Source organism: Bythopirellula sp. (genome assembly GCF_041737835.1).
Lineage (GTDB): Bacteria > Planctomycetota > Planctomycetia > Pirellulales > Lacipirellulaceae > Bythopirellula.
On sequence record NZ_JBGSQY010000026.1, the window covers coordinates 1 to 17,621 of the forward strand.

Consider the following 17,621-nt stretch of genomic DNA (forward strand, 5'->3'; position numbering starts at 1 on the left):
AACGTGCCGCCCGCGCCGCCCGATCCTGCCCCCGCGCCACTGCGGGCGCTGCCACCGTTACCGCCACCGAGTATGGCTATGTGCCCTGCGGAATCGAAATTAAACATCGCGCCGGAGGCAATGGATACGTCGTCACCCGACCACAATGACAATGGGCGCGATCCTGTCGCCGTGACGACATCACTGCCAATAAACGTAAGATCGCCCAAGAAACGAAACTGCTGGATACCGCCAACAACCGACGTTTGCATGGAGACACCGAAGAAATCGCTCGCGGCATTGCCGTTGATGCTCATCACACCCGTGTCGGTGTTGAAGTGAATGGCGTCGGCAAGCACGGGCCGAGCAACGAGCGAAACGAACAGACCGGTAGCGCAAAACAATAGCAGGAAGCGGCGACGCATAAGATATGTCTCTTCAGGTGTGGTGACTGATCGTGGCCCAGCAAACGCGGCCTCTGTCTGTCGCCTAATTCAACACGATTGCGGGCGGGTGCAGCATAACCGCAAAGCAGTTACGGGGCAAATATTAACAATTGGCGACATTTCCCCAGCGTGGCAAAACATTCCATGTCGTGATCGGCAACGAATTCGACACAGAGTGTCGATCGACGCTGAAGAAACGGCGTTAGCCGGAGGTGTCCTACCTCCGATTAAAAACCAAGGATCGTAGGCAGGAATCCCGGATAGCGTGGCAATCCGGCTAAGGTCGTGGACCGCAACAACGTTAGCTGCGAGGCCGAGCGCAGCGAAGCCGAGCGGGTATCCTCGCAAGCATGTCACAAACAATGATCACTCCCCCCGACTTAGGCACGGCGGTCCTTGAAGTGGTTAGCGAACTGAAACCGGATTCGCTCTATTGAGCTTTCAGGATGCAGATTATGGAGCGGGAGGGTGCATAAACAACGATCATTAGCCCAGTAATGAGCGCCAAGCAACTCGGTTCGGGAATGGCCGTACCGACTGTTAGCAGCGTGTAGCCAGCCAGATCGCCCTCGGTGAGGTACTGCAAAGTGTAATCGGTGCCATAGATGGCAGTGGTAAGCGGGGCCCAATCCGAAAGAGAAGCGTCCCAGAAGCGAATGGCGTCGGTGCCTTGGACCCGCATTAGAAATTGGCTTAGCGAGTCGTCTGCGTTGCCTTTGAGAGCCAACATACCGCCGGTGGTCATGTTGATGAAACTGTCGCCAGGGGATCTAGAGTCGACACTAAGTATTCCGCCAACATGCACTAGCGCGCCATCCTTGATGGTAAGCGTGCCACTACCATAATTGCCAACAATGAGATGGTCGCTATTGATCCATGTGGAACCCGCGCCGGTGATGGTGACGATGCCGGTCGAGCGAATGCCATATCCGACGAAGCCGTTGATATTGCTGACCTGTCCGCCCGCTTCGACCGTAAGCATGCCATTTCCGCCGTCTCCGACATAAAGACCATTGTTGGTCCATTTAGAACCCGCCCCTTTGACGGTTGCCACGCCAGTCGAGAAAGGCGAGTAGCGGCCAAGATAGCCAATGATACTACTAACTTGCCCGCCCGCTTCGATGGTAAGCGTACCGTTGCCATCACGGCCGAGATAGAGTGCTTCGGTGTTGATCCACTTGGAGTCAGCTCCGGCGACCGTGGCCGCGCCGGTTGATCCAATTTGATAGCCAACGTAACCGCTAGTTGAGGCAATGCTAACTCCTTCAGTTATGCGCAGGCTGCCGCTTTGCCTGTAACCAGCCCCTAGGACGCCACCCGCGATTTGGATCGTCAGCACCCCCCCTGAACCAAACGAGGTGCTAAATTGATTGCTATGGTCGACATCAAACACGACGTTAGCATCCAGGACGGCGCCCTCTGTCACGGTGATTGTGCCATTGCCTAGGATATTGTCGAGCGTGGCAAACAGCGTCCCCGTCTTTACTTCTCCACCGTCGGAAACAGTGAGCGTACCACCACCAGAGCGGCCGACATAAAGCACGCCACTATTGGTCCATTTGGAACCCGCGCCGGTAACGGTAACGGTACCAGTCGAGCTATGGCTCTCGCCGAGAGAACCCGTACCACTCTCGACCTGCCCCCCCGCTTCGATGGTGATAGTACCGTTACCAGAATCGCCAACAACCAACTGGCCGCTGTTAATCCATTTGGAGCCAATACCGGCAATGCTGGCTATTCCCATCGAGCCAGTGGCATCTCCGAGTACGCTGGCAGAATTGCTGACCCAACCTCCGGCTCCAATGGTGAGCGTGCCATTGCCTAGAAAGCCGATAGCGATCGGGCCGCTGTTAGTCCACTTAGAATTTGTGTCGGTAATAGTGGCCACACCGGTCGAGTCAGAGCGATAGCCAAGGTAGCTGGTTCCGCTACTTATACCTTGCGCTCCTGCTTCGATGATGAGCGTGCCATTGCCATTGCGACCAACCTCAAGATTGCGGTTGGTCCATGTCGATCCCTCGCCCGTTAAGGTAACCGTGCCTGTCACTCCAGACTGATGACCGAGGATGCTGATCCCTGAAGCAAGCAGACTTCCCGCATCAACCGTCACGCTGCCATCGCTCGAGTTACCGATGTATCCCGTGTTGCTGCTCGTCCATGTGTTGACGTCGGGTTCGACGTTACCACTCTGCACGATCGCTGCCGAGAGGGGCGGAGCAAAAATAGCCAAGCCGCACAACAACGCACTTGCGCAGCAGACTTTTCCTACGACCATGAGACGATACCTGTTTGTACCCAAAGCGAAGCGGCCATCTGTCGAGAAAATGAACGGCTTTGATTATAGCAAATGACCCTGGCAAGAAACATCCAGGACCGTGTCCGTATTCAACTTTGCGGTACGTCGCTGCCGGTGACGGGAGTCAAACCAACGATCTTCTTAATTTCTTAATTATCTTACTCTCGCTATTTCCGCTGTACGACGCACCACACTATCCCCATGCCCATCGTCAACAGCCAAGCGCCCGGTTCTGGCACGGTCGTGCTCGTCGCCATGAGTGAGCCTCCGTTGTACTCGGCTTGCCAAGTGGCCAAATCACCCGCGCTAAACGGATTGGTTGATTCCCCTCGTTGCCATTTCAAAAAGTCTCGGCCGTCGACGGCGCCGTCGTTGTCGAAGTCGCCGGCCGTGCCGCCGGGGAGGACCACAAGCGAGAGGCTTGTCGGAGCGAACGCCACACCCCAACTCAAACCGCTTCCCAACGGAGCGGCCGAAAAATCGAAATTAGGCGCGCCGGTGATCGAGCCCGCCGTGAAGATCGGAAACGTCATCCCCAGAGTCGGCGCGAAGCCGACGCCCAGCGACACGACGAAGTCGCCGGCCAGGCTTGCCGCGCTCGTCACCCCGAGATTGTCGAAATCGGCGAGGCTGCGCAATGTGAATTTCAGATCGGCGGTGGATTGATGCGTGAGCGAACCGACCGTCGAGTTGTCGGCAGTCATCACGGAGTTGGCTTGCAACGTCACGTTGCGGGTGGTGCTCGCGTCGAGGAGTCTAAGCGTCCCGGTGTTCACGATGTCGGCCCGAATCTGACTGCCATCGCTGGCGCGGATCAGGCCGTTGTTGGTAATCGTTTGGCCGATCGATGTTTCTAAACTGCCAGAGGTAGCGAGGTCGAGCGTACCCAAACTCCCTATGGTGACGGCACCAGATACGGGAACAAAACCTCCCGATTGGACATCTAAGCTCCCCGTGCCAGCAGAGCCGATGGTGAGCGACGAACCCACGTCGAGTCGCGATCCCGATCCCAACACGGCTACAGAGCCAGTCGAGCCGGCGAGCTCGCCGATGACGGTCGAGCCGAGTGACTCGACTTTCCCACCAGACGAGATGGTGATTGTGCCGGTACCTTGGCGACCTACGCTCAATGTGGTGAGTGACTTAAGGAGCGAGTTAGTCCCACTGACAAAGCTGCTACTCATCCCACCGCTGGAACCGATCGTGATGCTTTGCGATTCCATCACACCAGCTGCCGAAATGTTGGTCGTGGTGCCGCGATCTAAGTTAATCAGTCCGTCCGACTCGACGCGGCCACCGGTGACATTGAGCGTGACGTTCGACGCCGCAGTACCACCGGTGCTGAATGAACCGTTCGACACGAGCCGCGCCCCGCCGCTGATCGTGGCATTGGTCGTGCCGCCGCTGCCGAGCACACCCATCCGCAGCCCCGAGTTGTATGTCGCCACGGCGTTGTTGGTGAGTGTCGCCGTGGTGCTCGCACCGCTGCCGCCCCAGTCGCTGATCGTGCCGCCGGTCGTGCCCACGGTCAGGAAGCCGTTGTTCATGTCGAGCGTGGCGGTGCCCAGGTCGAAGTATGACGGTGTGGTAAAGCTGCCGCCATTGCGGATCCGCGTGGTGGTGCTGCCGCTGAAGATGAAGCCGTTCGTGTTGGTTCTATTGAAAACTCCAGCATCCACGAGCAGTGTCGAACTGGCCCCCAGATTCAGCGTGCCGCCAGACCAGTCGATGCGACTTCCGGAGTTGAACGTGGCTCCACCGTTGAAGTTAACCGTGCCGCTTACGAGATTGAGATCGGCCTTATCGTCGAACGTGGCAAGGCCCGTGGTTTCGAGCGTTCCACCATCGACGTTGAGCGAGACGGTGCGATTCGTCGACCCGCCCCCCATGCGAAAGGTAGACGTCGTGCGGAGCGTGCCGCCGCTGGTCACATTCCCTTGGAACACCGCGCTCCCCGTGCCAGCGCGAAGCTGGCTGGCGGTCGCGAGGCCTGAGTTCGAGATTGTGACGGTCGCATTGCCACTCGAACCTGCGCCCCAGTCGCTGATGCTGCTCTGCGCCGTCAGCGTTGAGCCGGCGCCGGTGACGGTCAGCGAGCCAGTCACGCCATTGCCGACATCAATGTATTCACCGGCCGTGATGTCCCCGCCGCCGGTCGCTTTCAAGTGAACGCCGTTGTCGACCGTATGCGAGTCGGTGATCTGCAATAGGGCTGTGCCGTTGTACTCGAGGTCGACCCCCGAGAGTGCGTTGAGCTGTCCGCCAGAGTTGATGGTGGTCGTGCCGCGCTGCAGCGTTGTGTCGCCGGCGATGCGGAGCTCGCCGCCGCTGTTGACCCGCAGCTCGCCAGTCGGCTCGTCGAATATATAGGTCAGCGTCTGCACGCTCGAACCATTGTTGACGTCGATGCGGCCGTCATTAGTGGTTCCGATGGAGTTCGTCGTGACGGTCGCATTGTTGAGCGACAGGATGGCGTTGTTCAAGACGCGCACGTGAGGCGTGTTAAGCCGCAAATTCGAAACGCTATGGACATTGAGCGACTGAAAGTCGGAGTTCTTGAAATCCATCGCCAAGGTCGCGGTCAGCACTGCTCCGTTGGCGCCGGTAAACGTGTATTGTTTCAACAGGGGAGATTCAACGGACAGGAAATTGATTGTCGTACTTGCCGACAACTGAACATTGGTGACGGCCAGTGGAACGCCTGATTCGTTGTCGGGAAAAAAGGCGTTTTCGGTTGAGCTCGGCGGACCGGAATTAAAATCAACTATGAACCACGAGGTCGATGCAAACCAGTCGCTGCCAATTCCGCTCCATTGGTCGGCGCGGCTGGCGCTTGGGAGAAGCACGGCGAAGACGAAGGCGCACGCTTGGCGCAAAAAGAGACTCTCGGCAAGCCGAGACGGGAAGTGGCGACGCATAAATTGTGACTCGTCAGCTGTGGTGTCTGATGGTGGTCCCCACAAGCGCGGCCTCTGTCCGTCGCCTATTCAACGCGATTGCGGGCGGGTGTAGCATAACCGCAGTTCAATCGCCGAGCAAACACCGGGCAATCCGTCTGATTGGGAAACCTACGGCTCTATGGATTTACAGCCTCACCACCCGATTCCCGCTGACTTTGCGCACCAGGCCGCGCATTTCGAGCACGCTCACGGTTGCCAAGACGCGTTGCACTGGCAGGCCCGAACTTTCCGTCATTTCGTCGATCAGCGAACCGCGTGGTTCAATGGCTTGTAGAACTTGTGTTTCCTGCTCGTTGAGCGTCACTTCGATGGGCGCGCGGACTGTTGTGCCGTCATCGCGGCGGGCGGCCGTCGCCAGGGGGCCCAATTCTTCGAGTACGTCGTCGATACAAGTCACTAACTTTGCCCCGTCGCGAATCAAGCGATGCGGGCCCGCCGACAAGGGACTGTCAATCTGACCCGGGACGGCAAAGACTTGGCGATTCTGTTCGCCAGCATGCCGCGCGGTGATGAGCGCCCCGGAGCGGTCGGCGGCTTCAACGACAATCGTTCCCAAAGTGAGCCCGCTGATGATGCGATTGCGTTGGGGAAACATGCCGCTGATCGGCGGCATCGTGGGTGGGGCTTCGCTCACGACACAACCTTGCGCGGCAATCTGCTCGGCGAGTTTTGCATTCTCGGGCGGGTAAGGTGCAAGCACACCGCTGGCGAGGACCGCAATCGTGCGACCACCAGCGACGAGCGCACCACGATGCGCGGCTGTATCAATCCCTCGTGCCATGCCACTCACGACGGTGAAACCCGCGCGAGCTAAACTCGTGGCGAGCGACTCGGCTTGCTTCGTGCCATAACGACTGGCGTGGCGCGTACCGACAATCGCCACGGCGAGGCCGTCGATCTCTTTAAATCCGCCCCGCGCGAACAGCACGGCTGGTGGGTCCGGCAATTCTTTGAGCAAATGGGGGTAGCGACTATCCGCGGGCGTGAGAATCGCGATGTTATGTTCCGCCGCGATGCGAATCTGCTCATCGACATCAATTTCGTCGCGAGCGTTGGTGATGCGTTTGGCCAGCGTCGAGCCGATGCCGGGAACACATTGCAGCTCTCCCATCGACGCGGCCAGCACGGAAGTCGGCGAGCTAAAATGCGCGAGCAACCGCTGCATGGCCAGCGGGCCCACGCCCTGGACCATCGCCAGGCAAAGTCGGTCACGAAGCTGTGGGTCGGCGGTTTCCATCAGTGCCGACGATAATGCGGGGATGAGGCGAAAGCAACTATCCAACTCGCCGAGTGACAACAATTGCTAAGAACCCTATCGCGATAACCGCCAGGGATGTTGGTTCAGGAATGGCGACAAGATTTGACACAAATATGCCGTTGGTAACATCGCTGAAGCTTCCGAACTGGGCCCGAAACGTAATCTGGCCGCGCTCATTCATGTCTCCAAACGCAACCGTCGACACTGTGCGGAAATCTCCAGGTGCCACTTCCAAGACATCACCACTTTTTACGATCGATACGATGTTTCCGTGCGCGTCTTCGGCCCAAATGCCGTGATTGGGTCCCGTATTGGGCAGGACACCGGGAAAGCGACCATGAAAAGCAACCCGACCGTCTTGGGTCTGAGCAAGCAAGGAGACAAAAGTAAATTCATTACCCGGGTGCAGGCCAGAAGCTTGGTCCCCTTTCTGAACGACAAGGTTTAAGTCATCGGGTGTTCCGGACCAGATCCCCGAATTGTTCATCGCATCGATTCCAGGTCCAGCAAGGTCCGCGTTGAAGGCAAAACCGCCCGCGGCTGTTTTTGTTGGAATTGAGAGACTGGCAAAATTGACACCTGCCGGCATGCTGGGAGCTTGCGAGCCCGTACGAGCGATAAGTGTTGTTGTGCCAGCCGAATTTCGCCAAATTCCTTCGCTGTTTGTGTCATCAACATCGGCGCCGACCAATTCGGCCTGAAATAAAACTCGCCCAGCATCATCGACAAAAGGTAACTGGAAATGATCGAAAGTGACACCTGCTTGTGTGCCAGGCACCGCGTCACCTTCACGAACAATCGGCATGAAGGCACCGAGCGTCCCCACCATTACTGCTTCCTTAGCAGGGCTTAATGGATCGGGCTCTTTTATCGCCGCAGAGAATGCCAAATTCCCTGCTTTGTTGAGGGACGGATTTCTAATTTCAAAGAATGTGACCCCCGCCGGCATTCCAGCAACTTGCTCTCCTTCCCGGGCCGCTAGTTGGAGCGTACCACTGACGTCTGTCCAAATGCCTCGCGCATTAAAGATTATCGCAGGATCGAGTCTTGCCAAAAATGCGATTTGTCCTGCGGTGTTAATTACAGGAGGTTCAAAAGTCACAAATTCCGTCAATGCCACTGGACCAGGGCCGGGAACGACAACATCAGAGACTCCCGGAACGTGCTTACCAACTCCGGCAATCAGTTCTAAGCCATTGGGTTCGCTGTACCACAGTGCTTGGCCATTGTGAAAACTATTGTTTTCGTCGCTGCCAACCACTCTGCCTCGAACAATAGTTTTTCCGTAAGCACTGACAAAGTGTCCCTTGGGAAAGTTGATGTCGAACTCTTGGAAAAACATTCCTTGCGCGCCGTGATGATAGCCGGGGGGAGGACCCCACTCGCGAGCGACCAACTCCAGTGAATCAGCGTTCCCAAGAAGTAATCCCGTGTTGTTAATCATCGTCACACCGGGACCAGCCAAACCTGCAGCAAAATAAACTTGACCCGCTGAATCAATTTCGGGCAAACCAAAACCGCTGGCGGAAAGTGATGTTCCCAACACGCTCTGACCGGATAGAGCAATTGTCTGAATGGTCTGTCCGTGGGCGTTTGCCAAGCCAAAACCCAGGATCACATACAAAGAACACACGCCAAATATGCGCTTCATAAGATCGCTCCTCTTCAATCATGTTCCGTGAGAAAAGCATGCTATCTGCCTCGGACAGCAATCGTGAGAATATCCCGGGGTCGAGGGGAAAGCAACTAAAAAACGTGCTTGTGGCCCGTTTATTGCGGCCAACGTATACTTACTATTTGCGAGCCAAAATGCCATAAATTCGCCTTAGCACCAATGAAAACCCTATCTATCCAACTGCTGCCAGATCGCCTTGAGATCGCAAACGTGGCGGATTTGGTTTCACTGCTCAGCAATACTGGCAAAGAACTGGGAGCGTTAGTGACTGTTAGCGAAGGCGAGGACCGTGTCCGCTACGTTAACATCAATTTTGAACTTGAGGATCTTGCGAGATTATGGCAAGCACTTAAGCCGGAAATCGAAGGTCGTCGCTCCCTCAGCCATTCGACTAGCGTCGTTTGTGAAGGGAATAATAGCTGGGATGATTATTTGCTGTTACACCATTATGACTCCACGGTCGTCCTAGATTAAGATTCCCGACAACAATTCTGAAATTCGAATATGACCCCAATCGGCCACACTCTTACTGGACTCGCGATCGGCTATTTGGCCGTGCCGCGCGACACACCACCCAAGCAAAAGGCCATCGCGCTCGGCGTGTTTGCCCTGTTGGCGAGTGCGCCGGACCTGCCGTTCCCCTATTGGGGTCACAATGATTATCGCATTAGCCACAGCTTGATCATGACAACGCTTGGCATTTTGCTGATCGGCGGCTTTTTCGCGTTCAAATACAGAGGTCGCCCGCCGTTTACACCGACGATGCTTATCGCGGGAGCCATCGCTTGGTATAGCCACATTCTGCTTGATTCGTTGTACAATCACGCGATTGGCCTAGAAGTCGGTTGGCCATTGTTCGATTATCGCCTGAGGTTGCCGGTGTCGTGGCTCTCACCAGGAAACAAGAGCGCCGTTTTCAGCATGCACAACGTGAAGGTTGCGGTGTACGAAGTGCTAACGTTCGGGCCATTGTTGATGTTGTCGATACTTGCCAAGAAATATTTTCTTCCGCTCCGACAAAACCCCAAAACTGTAGCATCTCAGACCTATTAGTCCGCACGGCAAGTTATTAGCGCACTTGAGCGTCTATCAGCGGTTAACAATCTTCCAGCGCCGCCAGCACATCATCCACCCGTACGTCCTTCACCAATTCGACGTGCCCCAGCTTTGTGGGCAGCACGAATCGCAGGCGGCCTTCGTCGACTTTTTTATCGCGACGCATGATACGCACGAGTTCCTCGCCGTCGAAATCGGGGACCTTCGTAGGAAGTTGCAACGCTTCAAGCAGCGCCGTTTGCCGGGCTAAGAATTCGGCGTCGATTCGTTGCATGCGATGGGCCAACCGAGCCGCGCATTCCATGCCGATGGCGACGGCCTCGCCGTGAAGTAGCAAGCCATATTCACCCGCCGCTTCAAAGGCATGGGCAAACGTGTGGCCGTAGTTAAGAATCGCCCGCAAGCCGGTCAGTTCGCATTCATCTTGTTCCACAACGTCGGCCTTCAGCCGGCAACAACGCTCGATCACGCGGGTCAGCACGGCGGGATCGTGGGCATTGATCGCGTCGACGTGATGCTCCAAATAGCTGAAGAATTCCGCATCGAGGATCACGCCGTACTTCACGACTTCCGCCAGCCCCGCGCGATACTCGCGGTCGGGAAGCGTGGTGAGTACGTCGACGTCGATCAGCACGCCGCGCGGCTGCCAGAAAGCGCCGACCATGTTCTTCGCGCCCGGCAGGTTGATCCCTACCTTGCCACCGACGGAGCTGTCCACTTGGGCGAGTAACGTTGTGGGGACCTGAAAGAATTGCAACCCGCGCGCGAATGTCGCGGCGACAAACCCCGCCAAGTCGCCAACCACGCCGCCGCCGATGGCGATCACGATCGATTTGCGGTCGGTCCCCTCGGCGAGCATCGTTTCCCACAGCTCTTGGGCCACGTCGCCGCTTTTGCTGAGCTCGCCGACGTCGACCGTGAGCAAATGAACTTCCCACTCGTCGTCGGTGAGTTGATCGCCCAACTTGTCGGCGTAGAGTTCGTCGACCGCATCGTCGGTGATGATCACCGCGTGCGAGGCCTGGCAGCGCTCACGCAAGAAGGGAGACAACTGCTCGAGGTTGCCGCTACCGATTTGAATATCGTAGCTCCGCTCGGCAAGATCGACGCGCGTAGTAATGAGCGGCTGAGACACTTAAAACTTTCGGATTTAAGAGAGGATTGTACTTGTCATTCCGAAGGAGGCTTGCCGACTGAGGAATCTGGTTCGCAGCACCAACTCGGATTGAGGGCGTATCCATGCTGAGGCCAGATCCCACGGGTCGCAGAACTCCCCTCGGGATGACTTTATGAAATTCACTTGGCGGCAGTCACCCGTGCGAGGTCTTCGTCGGTCACGATAATCTTGCGGCAAAAGCCCGTGTGCATGCGAACGTATTCCAATTGGGCGGCCTCTTGCGGGTGGGCGTGGAGGACGGCTTCTAGTTGATAACGCTCGCGAGGATCGAGCTCTGTCCCCTCGGGCCAAATCGTGGCAGTTTCAACAACCAATGCTTCGCGATAGGGATCAAACGTGTCGGCCATGGAGGGCTCGGCTTCCTGGTGGGGTCCGGGGAGAATCGGGTAAACTGTCAGTATACTCGCGCTGGGCAGGATCAAAAAGACGGCCCAAACCCACGGCAGCGGAACGCTACCTGCTAACATTTTGGCGAAATCATCACATGCAATCAGGCAGCAAACTTGTACTCGGGATTTTCGGCCTCGCGCTCCTCGCGGGGGTTCTGTCGTGGTGGTATCGCTACGAAACGGCCCACCGCTCGACGACGTTTTGGGGGCCCAACTTCGCGGAACTGATTGCGCGGCCATCGGACGTGACCGGGTTTGAGTTAAGCGATTCAACGGAAGAAAGCGAGGAGACATATAGCGTTTTGTCAAAGGATTACGAGCGGCTCGATATCAAAGACCTCACGAAAGCACCGGGCATGGTTCACTTGCGGAATTCCATTCTGAGTGACCGCAACTATCGCTGGGAAGAACCGGTGAGCGAGTCCTTACAGAAGGGCGAAGGGTGGCGCTACTGTTTGCAATTCGCCGGTGATGGCCGCACGGCGACGTTGCTCTTCAATGAAGACTTCAGCATGCTCGGTCGACTGAACCAACGGAGCGACAACTTGCGCGGCGTCGATTGCCAGCCGATGGCGGAAACTCTGCGGGAATATTTTGCGAGCATCAAGGCTTTTCAGCCCGAAAGTAATGCTAGCAAAGCAGCCGACTGATCTGGGAACCATCGCGGTGCTTTTCTATACTTCGCGGCCAATTCCGCCGTAGGTCCGTTGGGACAAGTCCTACGGCTCGCTTGAGATTGAAAGAGGATGCCATGCGCTCGATTGCCATCATTAATCAAAAAGGGGGCGTGGGTAAAACTACAACCGCCGTCAACTTGTGTGCGGCGCTGGCCGCCCAAGGCTATCGCGTGGGCTTGATCGACATGGATCCGCAAGCGCACGCCTCGTTGCACCTGGGGGTTGGCCATGAACCGGATCGACTGAGCGTTTATGACTTGCTCACAAGCGACGCCACGCTGGCCGACGTTTGGCATGCGGCGGGAGACAACTTGCTGGTCGCACCGTCGCACATCGATTTGGCCGCCGCGGAAGTGGAACTTGCCGGCGTAGTGGGCCGGGAGTTGATTTTGCGCGACAAGCTGGCTGCTGTGGCTGATCAGTTTGATTATGTATTGATCGATTGCCCGCCGTCGCTAGGGATTCTCACGATCAATGCGCTCTCGGCCGTGGACGACGTGTTTCTTCCGCTACAGCCTCACTTTTTAGCTCTGCACGGCTTGAGCAAATTGCTGCAAACGATCAATCTCGTGGCTCAACGGCTCAACGACCGCCTGCGGCTGGCGGGGGTGATGTTCTGCTTGTTCGATTCGGGCACCAAACTCGCCGCGGAAGTCACCAGCGACGTCGCGGCGTTCTTTCAGGATGCCCGAGGAAAGAAAGGCGTTTGGCAGGACGTGCATCTGTTCGCGACGCGAATTCGCCGGAATATTCGCCTCGCGGAATCGCCCAGCTTCGGGCAATCGATCTTCCAATACTCACCCCAATCTGCCGGGGCGGACGACTACCAAGCGCTCTGCGATGAGGTCGTGACGCTTTACAGTGCCAGTGAGCTTCGAGCCGCAGCGTGATGACAATAGCCGGAGAGCAACGCCTCTCCGGTACCCGGGCCTGCGTAGCGGCCCGGCTATCCTGCGTACCTGTTAATCTGTAGCGGTTCTTCCGCCGCGGCAAACCCTGCCTGTTGAAGATTGCGGATTGCACGGGTCGTATCTGTTCGGCCCAGAAAAACATCTGCAACAGTCGTAACCGACGGCAATCCGTGGCCCTCTTTCTGGCCGATGGGAATTATGAGCGAAATCTCCGGTTCCGCTCGTAGCCGCTTTGAATATGACCCACCCGTTTGACGCCGCTCGCTGACGCCCCGTCAGCCGCTTTTGGCAGGATGCCGAAGGCTCATGCGGCGCGGTTCCACAAGGATGTGGGATCGATAAATCGCAAAAGGAGTATGCGCATGAAACTCTCGTGCACCACGCGAGGGCTGTGTGTCTGGATTGCCGTCGTCACGCAAGCCACGACCTTCTTCTCGGCCAACTCAGTTTTGGCCCAGAACAACGGTTCCTACGTCAATTCCTATCAAGCGGCTTATCGCCCTCAGCCGTCATATCAACAACCTCATCCGGCTTACCAACCGCAATACAACGCGGGCCAGATGGGCAACGTCGCACAACGGCCGTTTGTGCCGGGGCCACAGGTCCAACAGCCCGGTTATCAGCCGATGCAGAATGTGCAGGCTCAATATCCGCAAACCCAATACGCGAACCAGCAACAATACGCTCCGCGGCCTCAGCAATATCAACCGCAACAATTTCAGCCGCAATACGTGGCGATGGCCCATCAACCGGCACCCAACAGCGTGCCGGCCATTCCCCAACCCGTGGAAACCATTCCCACGGGGCCGGCGATGCAACAACCCAGCACGGGTTATGCTCCACAAGGCGGACCAACAACCCCCACTGCTGATTACTCGCAAGGTGGTGCTGGCGGATACGAAAACTATTCCGCCGGTGCTGGTGCCGTCGGTTGTGAAAACTACGGCAGCTATTGCCAACCTAACTATGGCGACGGCAACGTGGGTTACGGTTGCTGCGACACATCATGCTGTGCTCCGCGTCGGCATTGGTTCGGCGGCGTGTACGGTTTGTTGATGGAACGGGTTGACTGCGGCAACGGTCCGATTGCTTATGAAACCTCGATGCCAGGTGCCGGTCATTATCCCACGTCTGACGAAGTGGTGATGAACTACGGCGATCTCGATGGCGACATGCAACCCGGTTATGAAATTCGCTTCGGTGCGACGTTCGCCTGCTGTGGTGGTCCTGGCGGCTATGGTGGTTGCTGCGATCCCTGTGGCTCGAGCTGCTGTGGTGGCACGCTTGGCTGGGAAGTTGGCTACTGGGCCATCGACGAAGAATCCACGAGCGCCTACGTCGACGTCATGCCCGGCGATTACATGTACACCATGAAGCGTTTTGATCGCCTCCAATACTACTACGATGGTGTGTGGCGGCCCGTGAATCACTTCTTTGCTTACGGCGTTCCCACGCAAGATTACTGGACCGGCTGGGGCAATATCGCTCCGCGATTAACGTCGGTTTATACCCGCAGCAGTTTCGATGCCCAGAACATCGAATGGAATCTCGTGGGCCTCCCCACCATAAGCGGTGGATCGTGTGGTCCTGCGTGTGATTCGTGTGCTGGCGGTGGGTGCGATTCCTGTGCAGGTGGTAGCTGTGGTGCGGGTGGCTGTGGCCGCTTGGGCGGACGCTGTGGCGCCTACTGCTACTGTGGTCCTCGTTGGCAATGTTCGTCGCAAGTCGGCGTGCGTTACTTCCGCTTCGACGACGACTACATGTTCCAAGCCGAGGGCGAAATGTACGACTACGGCACTTCGTCGTGGACCGGCGATATGTACTCGCTCGCCTACTCGACCAGCGTTGAAAACCAACTCGTCGGTTTCCAATACGGCGGCAGCGGTTATTATCACCTGGGATGCTGCGGCCGGGTGGCTCTGCACTTTGGCGCCAACGCTGGTATCTATGGCAACTACATCGAAATGAACCAATGGTTCAGCGGTCAGGTTCGCGACATGGGCACGGGCATGGATTACAATGTGATGGCCGAGGACGACAACATCGCCTTCTTGGGAGAATTGCGGTTGGGTGCGAGCTATCAATGCACCTGCAACTGCCGCGTGTATGGTGGTTACCGTGCCTTGGGCGTGACGGGCGTGGCGCTGAACTACAATCAGTACGCTTCGCCGACCGATCAGCCCTACATCAACTGCGATGGTTCGCTGTTCCTGCACGGCATTCAGACCGGTGTGGAGTTCATGTACTAACTGCTATGAATAACACAAAGCCCGGGGAAAGTTTCCCCGGGCTTTTTTTGTTGGTGCAACTGCTCAGCATCACAAGCCCGCAAACGCGGCACGGGCAACAGCACGAATGTCAGTAGGGCAACAACCGTGAGCCGGAACCAGGGTGAATCGCAGATCACGGCTGTCGTACGCGAAAAATGGCGCGTCGCGAGTTGGCGGGTTTGACGAAACATAATATTGGCCTCCTTTAAACATTGGCCAAATATCTAAGCGCAAGCCGGGGGACAGTGTTACAGCGCTTATTTAGCCCCGCCGCTTGCTACGGGTTTTGGAAATGCGCCGAGCTTTTTTCGAGCACGGTGCAAGCACCGCGGCTAAATATTTGGTAAAATGAAAGCCCAGACTTCTCGCCTATTCAGGAATTTCTCATGTCGCGCTCGACCCGCCGTTATTTTCTGCAACAAGGTTTTCTTGCCGGTGGCGCTTTGGCACTCGGTTCTCGTGCACTTGCCGCGGCGAATACTAATTCACAAGTGAATCTGGGGGTCATCGGCCTCGGTTGGCGGGGGGGCGATTTGCTCAAAGCCTTTTCGGAAGTGCCCGGCGTGAACATCGGTGCAATCTGTGATGCCGATAGCGCGCTGCTGGCAGAAAAAGGCAAAGCGTATCCCGACGCCAAACAATATGGCGACCTACGCGAACTGCTAGACGACCCCAACATCGACGCGGTTGCGATCGCCACGTGCAATCACTGGCATTGCCTCGCCGCGCTCTGGGCGATGGAAGCGGGCAAGCATGTCTACGTCGAAAAGCCGTTATGCAATGCCCACTGGGAAGGCCAGCAAGTCGTTAAGGCCGCGCAGAAGCACAACAAAATTTGCCAAATCGGCACGCAGCAGCGTTCGGCTCCCATGCAGGCCGAAATCAAAAGCTTGTTGCACGACGATAAAATGCTCGGCCCCATCGAATGGGTCCGCGTGAATCGCTATGGCATACGGCCCAGCATCGGCAAACGCGAAACACCGCTCGAACCACCCAAGACGGTTGACTACAACTTGTGGCTTGGCCCCGCCACGGATCAGCCCATTTATCGCGACAAGTTCCATTACGATTGGCATTGGGATTGGAACACCGGTTCCGGCGAAATGGGCAACTGGGGCGTGCATATTGTCGACGACGTTCGCAACAACGTGTTTCGCGACCAAGTCGCGTTTCCCAAGCGAGTGGCCGCCGCGGGAGGACGCTTCGCATGGCACGACGCGGGCAACACCCCCAACGTGCATTTTGCGATTCTCGACACAGGCGGCATTCCCGTAGTGATCGCGCTTTCGAACATTGCTGCGGATGCCGAAAACAAAAAGCAGCCCCCCTGCCCTGGCCCGGGAAGCGGCTACATCGTTTTCTGCGAGGGTGGCCGTTTGGAAGGTCAGCGCGGCCAGGCGAAGCTTTTTGATAAGGATGGCAAAGTCGTTAAGGAAATCGAAGGAACCGACGGCATGGTAGTCCATCAAAAGAATTTTATCGATGCGATCCGCGATAGTTCGCCCCAAACGCTCAACGCACCCGTGCAAATCGGCCACCATTCCACGGCATGGTGCAACTTTGCCAATTACGCGCAGCGCGTGGGGCATGACTCGCAAACCACAAACCAGCCCTCGGCAATGTCCCTCGCGCCCGAGTCGACGGCCATCCTTGATGACCTGCGTAAGCTCATCGGGGTGCATGATGGCGAAGACGTGGCCAACTCACTGCAAGTTGGCCCTGTGCTGACGTTTGATTCCGCCAGCGAAAAGTTTACTGGCGAGTACGCCGACGTGGCGAATAAATTCATACGTACGCCTGGGCGCGACGAGTTTGTGGTGAAGGAAATATAAACGCCGCTAAGCCGCGAGCGGCTGGAGCGTCATTACCACCAGCATCGTCCAGTCGATATATTTTTCGGCGCGTGGATATTTCTGTGCAAACGCCACGTCGGGGGCATGCTCCGTGATGCTCACGATTTGAAATCTGGCTTGAACTGCCGCCATCACGAAATCGCTGATCGAATGGTTGATGCTTCCCACGTGAACGATCTCGCCGGAATCAGGATCGGTGTAGCGGGCCTGACTGCCGCGCAAAAACATCGCCGGGTGCATGGCGGAAATCACCGCCTGACCTGACGGCTTCAATACACGTCGTGCTTCGCCAAAGAACATCGCCAGGTCACGGATATGTTCGAGCACCAGGCCGCTTACCACGGCGTCGAACTCCGCATCGTTAAATGCCAAAGGCTCGTGTAGATCGTGCTGCGAGAAGTTCACGCGCTCGGCGAACGGTTTTTGCTGGGCCTCGGCCAGCATGCCTGCTGAGAAATCAACGGCTGTGACATTGGCCCCTTGCTCGGCCAGTCGCAACGCATGCCGCCCCGTACCGCAGCCCATGTCGAGCACGGCGAGGCCGCTAACTTGGCCAAGCGCCGCGCGAACCACTGGTTCTTCCAGGGCAATGAGTGGGTTGGCGTCGTGATCGTAAACCGCCGCCCAACCGTCGTAGCCTGTCTGAACTTTTTCGAGTGGGTTGGACATGGTCG

At 57.0% G+C, this 17,621-nt stretch carries 15 protein-coding genes; 6 read left to right on the plus strand and 9 right to left on the minus strand.

Annotation, left to right across the window (positions count from 1 at the left end; all coding sequences use genetic code 11):
• The 5 genes from AC6T8Q_RS07990 to AC6T8Q_RS08010 all read right to left on the minus strand — a co-directional run.
• Positions 1–404 (minus strand): hypothetical protein (locus AC6T8Q_RS07990; RefSeq protein WP_500678570.1); only part of this gene is annotated, 404 nt, incomplete at its 3' end.
• A 451-nt stretch (positions 405–855) separates the two neighbouring features.
• Positions 856–2,700: a hypothetical protein gene (locus AC6T8Q_RS07995; RefSeq protein ID WP_500678571.1), complete on the minus strand. Its 1,845-nt coding sequence runs from the start codon at positions 2,698–2,700 to the stop codon at positions 856–858.
• 188 nt (positions 2,701–2,888) lie between these two features.
• Positions 2,889–5,567 carry a beta strand repeat-containing protein gene (locus AC6T8Q_RS08000; protein WP_500678572.1) on the minus strand — a complete coding sequence of 893 codons (2,679 nt, stop codon included), beginning with the start codon at positions 5,565–5,567 and terminating at the stop codon, positions 2,889–2,891.
• A gap of 238 nt (positions 5,568–5,805) precedes the next feature.
• Positions 5,806–6,918, minus strand: coding sequence for a DNA-processing protein DprA (gene dprA, locus AC6T8Q_RS08005; RefSeq protein WP_500678573.1), 1,113 nt, complete (start codon positions 6,916–6,918; stop codon positions 5,806–5,808).
• 37 nt (positions 6,919–6,955) lie between these two features.
• Positions 6,956–8,590, minus strand: a complete 1,635-nt coding sequence (locus AC6T8Q_RS08010) for a DUF7453 family protein (RefSeq protein ID WP_500678574.1) — start codon at positions 8,588–8,590, stop codon at positions 6,956–6,958.
• Between the two features lie 183 nt (positions 8,591–8,773).
• Here AC6T8Q_RS08010 and AC6T8Q_RS08015 point away from each other — a divergent pair, with 183 nt between their 5' ends.
• Together AC6T8Q_RS08015 and AC6T8Q_RS08020 are read left to right on the plus strand one after the other, a co-directional pair.
• Positions 8,774–9,088 carry a hypothetical protein gene (locus AC6T8Q_RS08015; protein WP_500678575.1) on the plus strand — a complete coding sequence of 105 codons (315 nt, stop codon included), beginning with the start codon at positions 8,774–8,776 and terminating at the stop codon, positions 9,086–9,088.
• A gap of 30 nt (positions 9,089–9,118) precedes the next feature.
• Positions 9,119–9,667, plus strand: a complete 549-nt coding sequence (locus AC6T8Q_RS08020) for a metal-dependent hydrolase (RefSeq protein WP_500678576.1) — start codon at positions 9,119–9,121, stop codon at positions 9,665–9,667.
• Positions 9,668–9,710: 43 nt separating this feature from the next.
• On the opposite strand, the gene aroB is transcribed toward AC6T8Q_RS08020, so the two are convergent.
• Together aroB and AC6T8Q_RS08030 are read right to left on the minus strand one after the other, a co-directional pair.
• The gene (aroB, locus tag AC6T8Q_RS08025; RefSeq protein ID WP_500678577.1) at positions 9,711–10,805 is read right to left on the minus strand and encodes a 3-dehydroquinate synthase; all 1,095 of its coding nucleotides are present in this window, start codon (positions 10,803–10,805) and stop codon (positions 9,711–9,713) included.
• Between the two features lie 161 nt (positions 10,806–10,966).
• A complete protein-coding gene (locus AC6T8Q_RS08030) occupies positions 10,967–11,314 on the minus strand; it encodes a hypothetical protein (RefSeq protein WP_500678578.1) in 348 nt (115 codons plus the stop codon).
• Positions 11,315–11,331: 17 nt separating this feature from the next.
• Here AC6T8Q_RS08030 and AC6T8Q_RS08035 point away from each other — a divergent pair, with 17 nt between their 5' ends.
• The 3 genes from AC6T8Q_RS08035 (at position 11,332) to AC6T8Q_RS08045 (ending at position 15,073) form a co-directional block, all read left to right on the plus strand.
• Positions 11,332–11,886 carry a hypothetical protein gene (locus AC6T8Q_RS08035; protein ID WP_500678579.1) on the plus strand — a complete coding sequence of 185 codons (555 nt, stop codon included), beginning with the start codon at positions 11,332–11,334 and terminating at the stop codon, positions 11,884–11,886.
• 101 nt (positions 11,887–11,987) lie between these two features.
• Positions 11,988–12,803, plus strand: coding sequence for a ParA family protein (locus AC6T8Q_RS08040; RefSeq protein WP_500678580.1), 816 nt, complete (start codon positions 11,988–11,990; stop codon positions 12,801–12,803).
• Positions 12,804–13,186: 383 nt separating this feature from the next.
• Positions 13,187–15,073, plus strand: a complete 1,887-nt coding sequence (locus AC6T8Q_RS08045; RefSeq protein WP_500678581.1) for a hypothetical protein — start codon at positions 13,187–13,189, stop codon at positions 15,071–15,073.
• Here AC6T8Q_RS08045 and AC6T8Q_RS08050 read toward each other — a convergent pair.
• On the minus strand, positions 15,070–15,285 hold the full coding sequence (locus tag AC6T8Q_RS08050; protein WP_500678582.1) for a hypothetical protein: 216 nt from the start codon (positions 15,283–15,285) through the stop codon (positions 15,070–15,072). The two genes, AC6T8Q_RS08045 and AC6T8Q_RS08050, sit on opposite strands and share 4 nt — an antisense overlap.
• Before the next feature lie 195 nt (positions 15,286–15,480).
• On the opposite strand from AC6T8Q_RS08050, the gene AC6T8Q_RS08055 reads away from it, so the two are divergent.
• Positions 15,481–16,926, plus strand: a complete 1,446-nt coding sequence (locus tag AC6T8Q_RS08055) for a Gfo/Idh/MocA family protein (protein WP_500678583.1) — start codon at positions 15,481–15,483, stop codon at positions 16,924–16,926.
• 6 nt (positions 16,927–16,932) lie between these two features.
• On the opposite strand, the gene AC6T8Q_RS08060 is transcribed toward AC6T8Q_RS08055, so the two are convergent.
• Positions 16,933–17,616, minus strand: a complete 684-nt coding sequence (locus AC6T8Q_RS08060; protein ID WP_500678584.1) for a class I SAM-dependent methyltransferase — start codon at positions 17,614–17,616, stop codon at positions 16,933–16,935.
• Between the last annotated feature and the right edge of the window lie 5 nt (positions 17,617–17,621).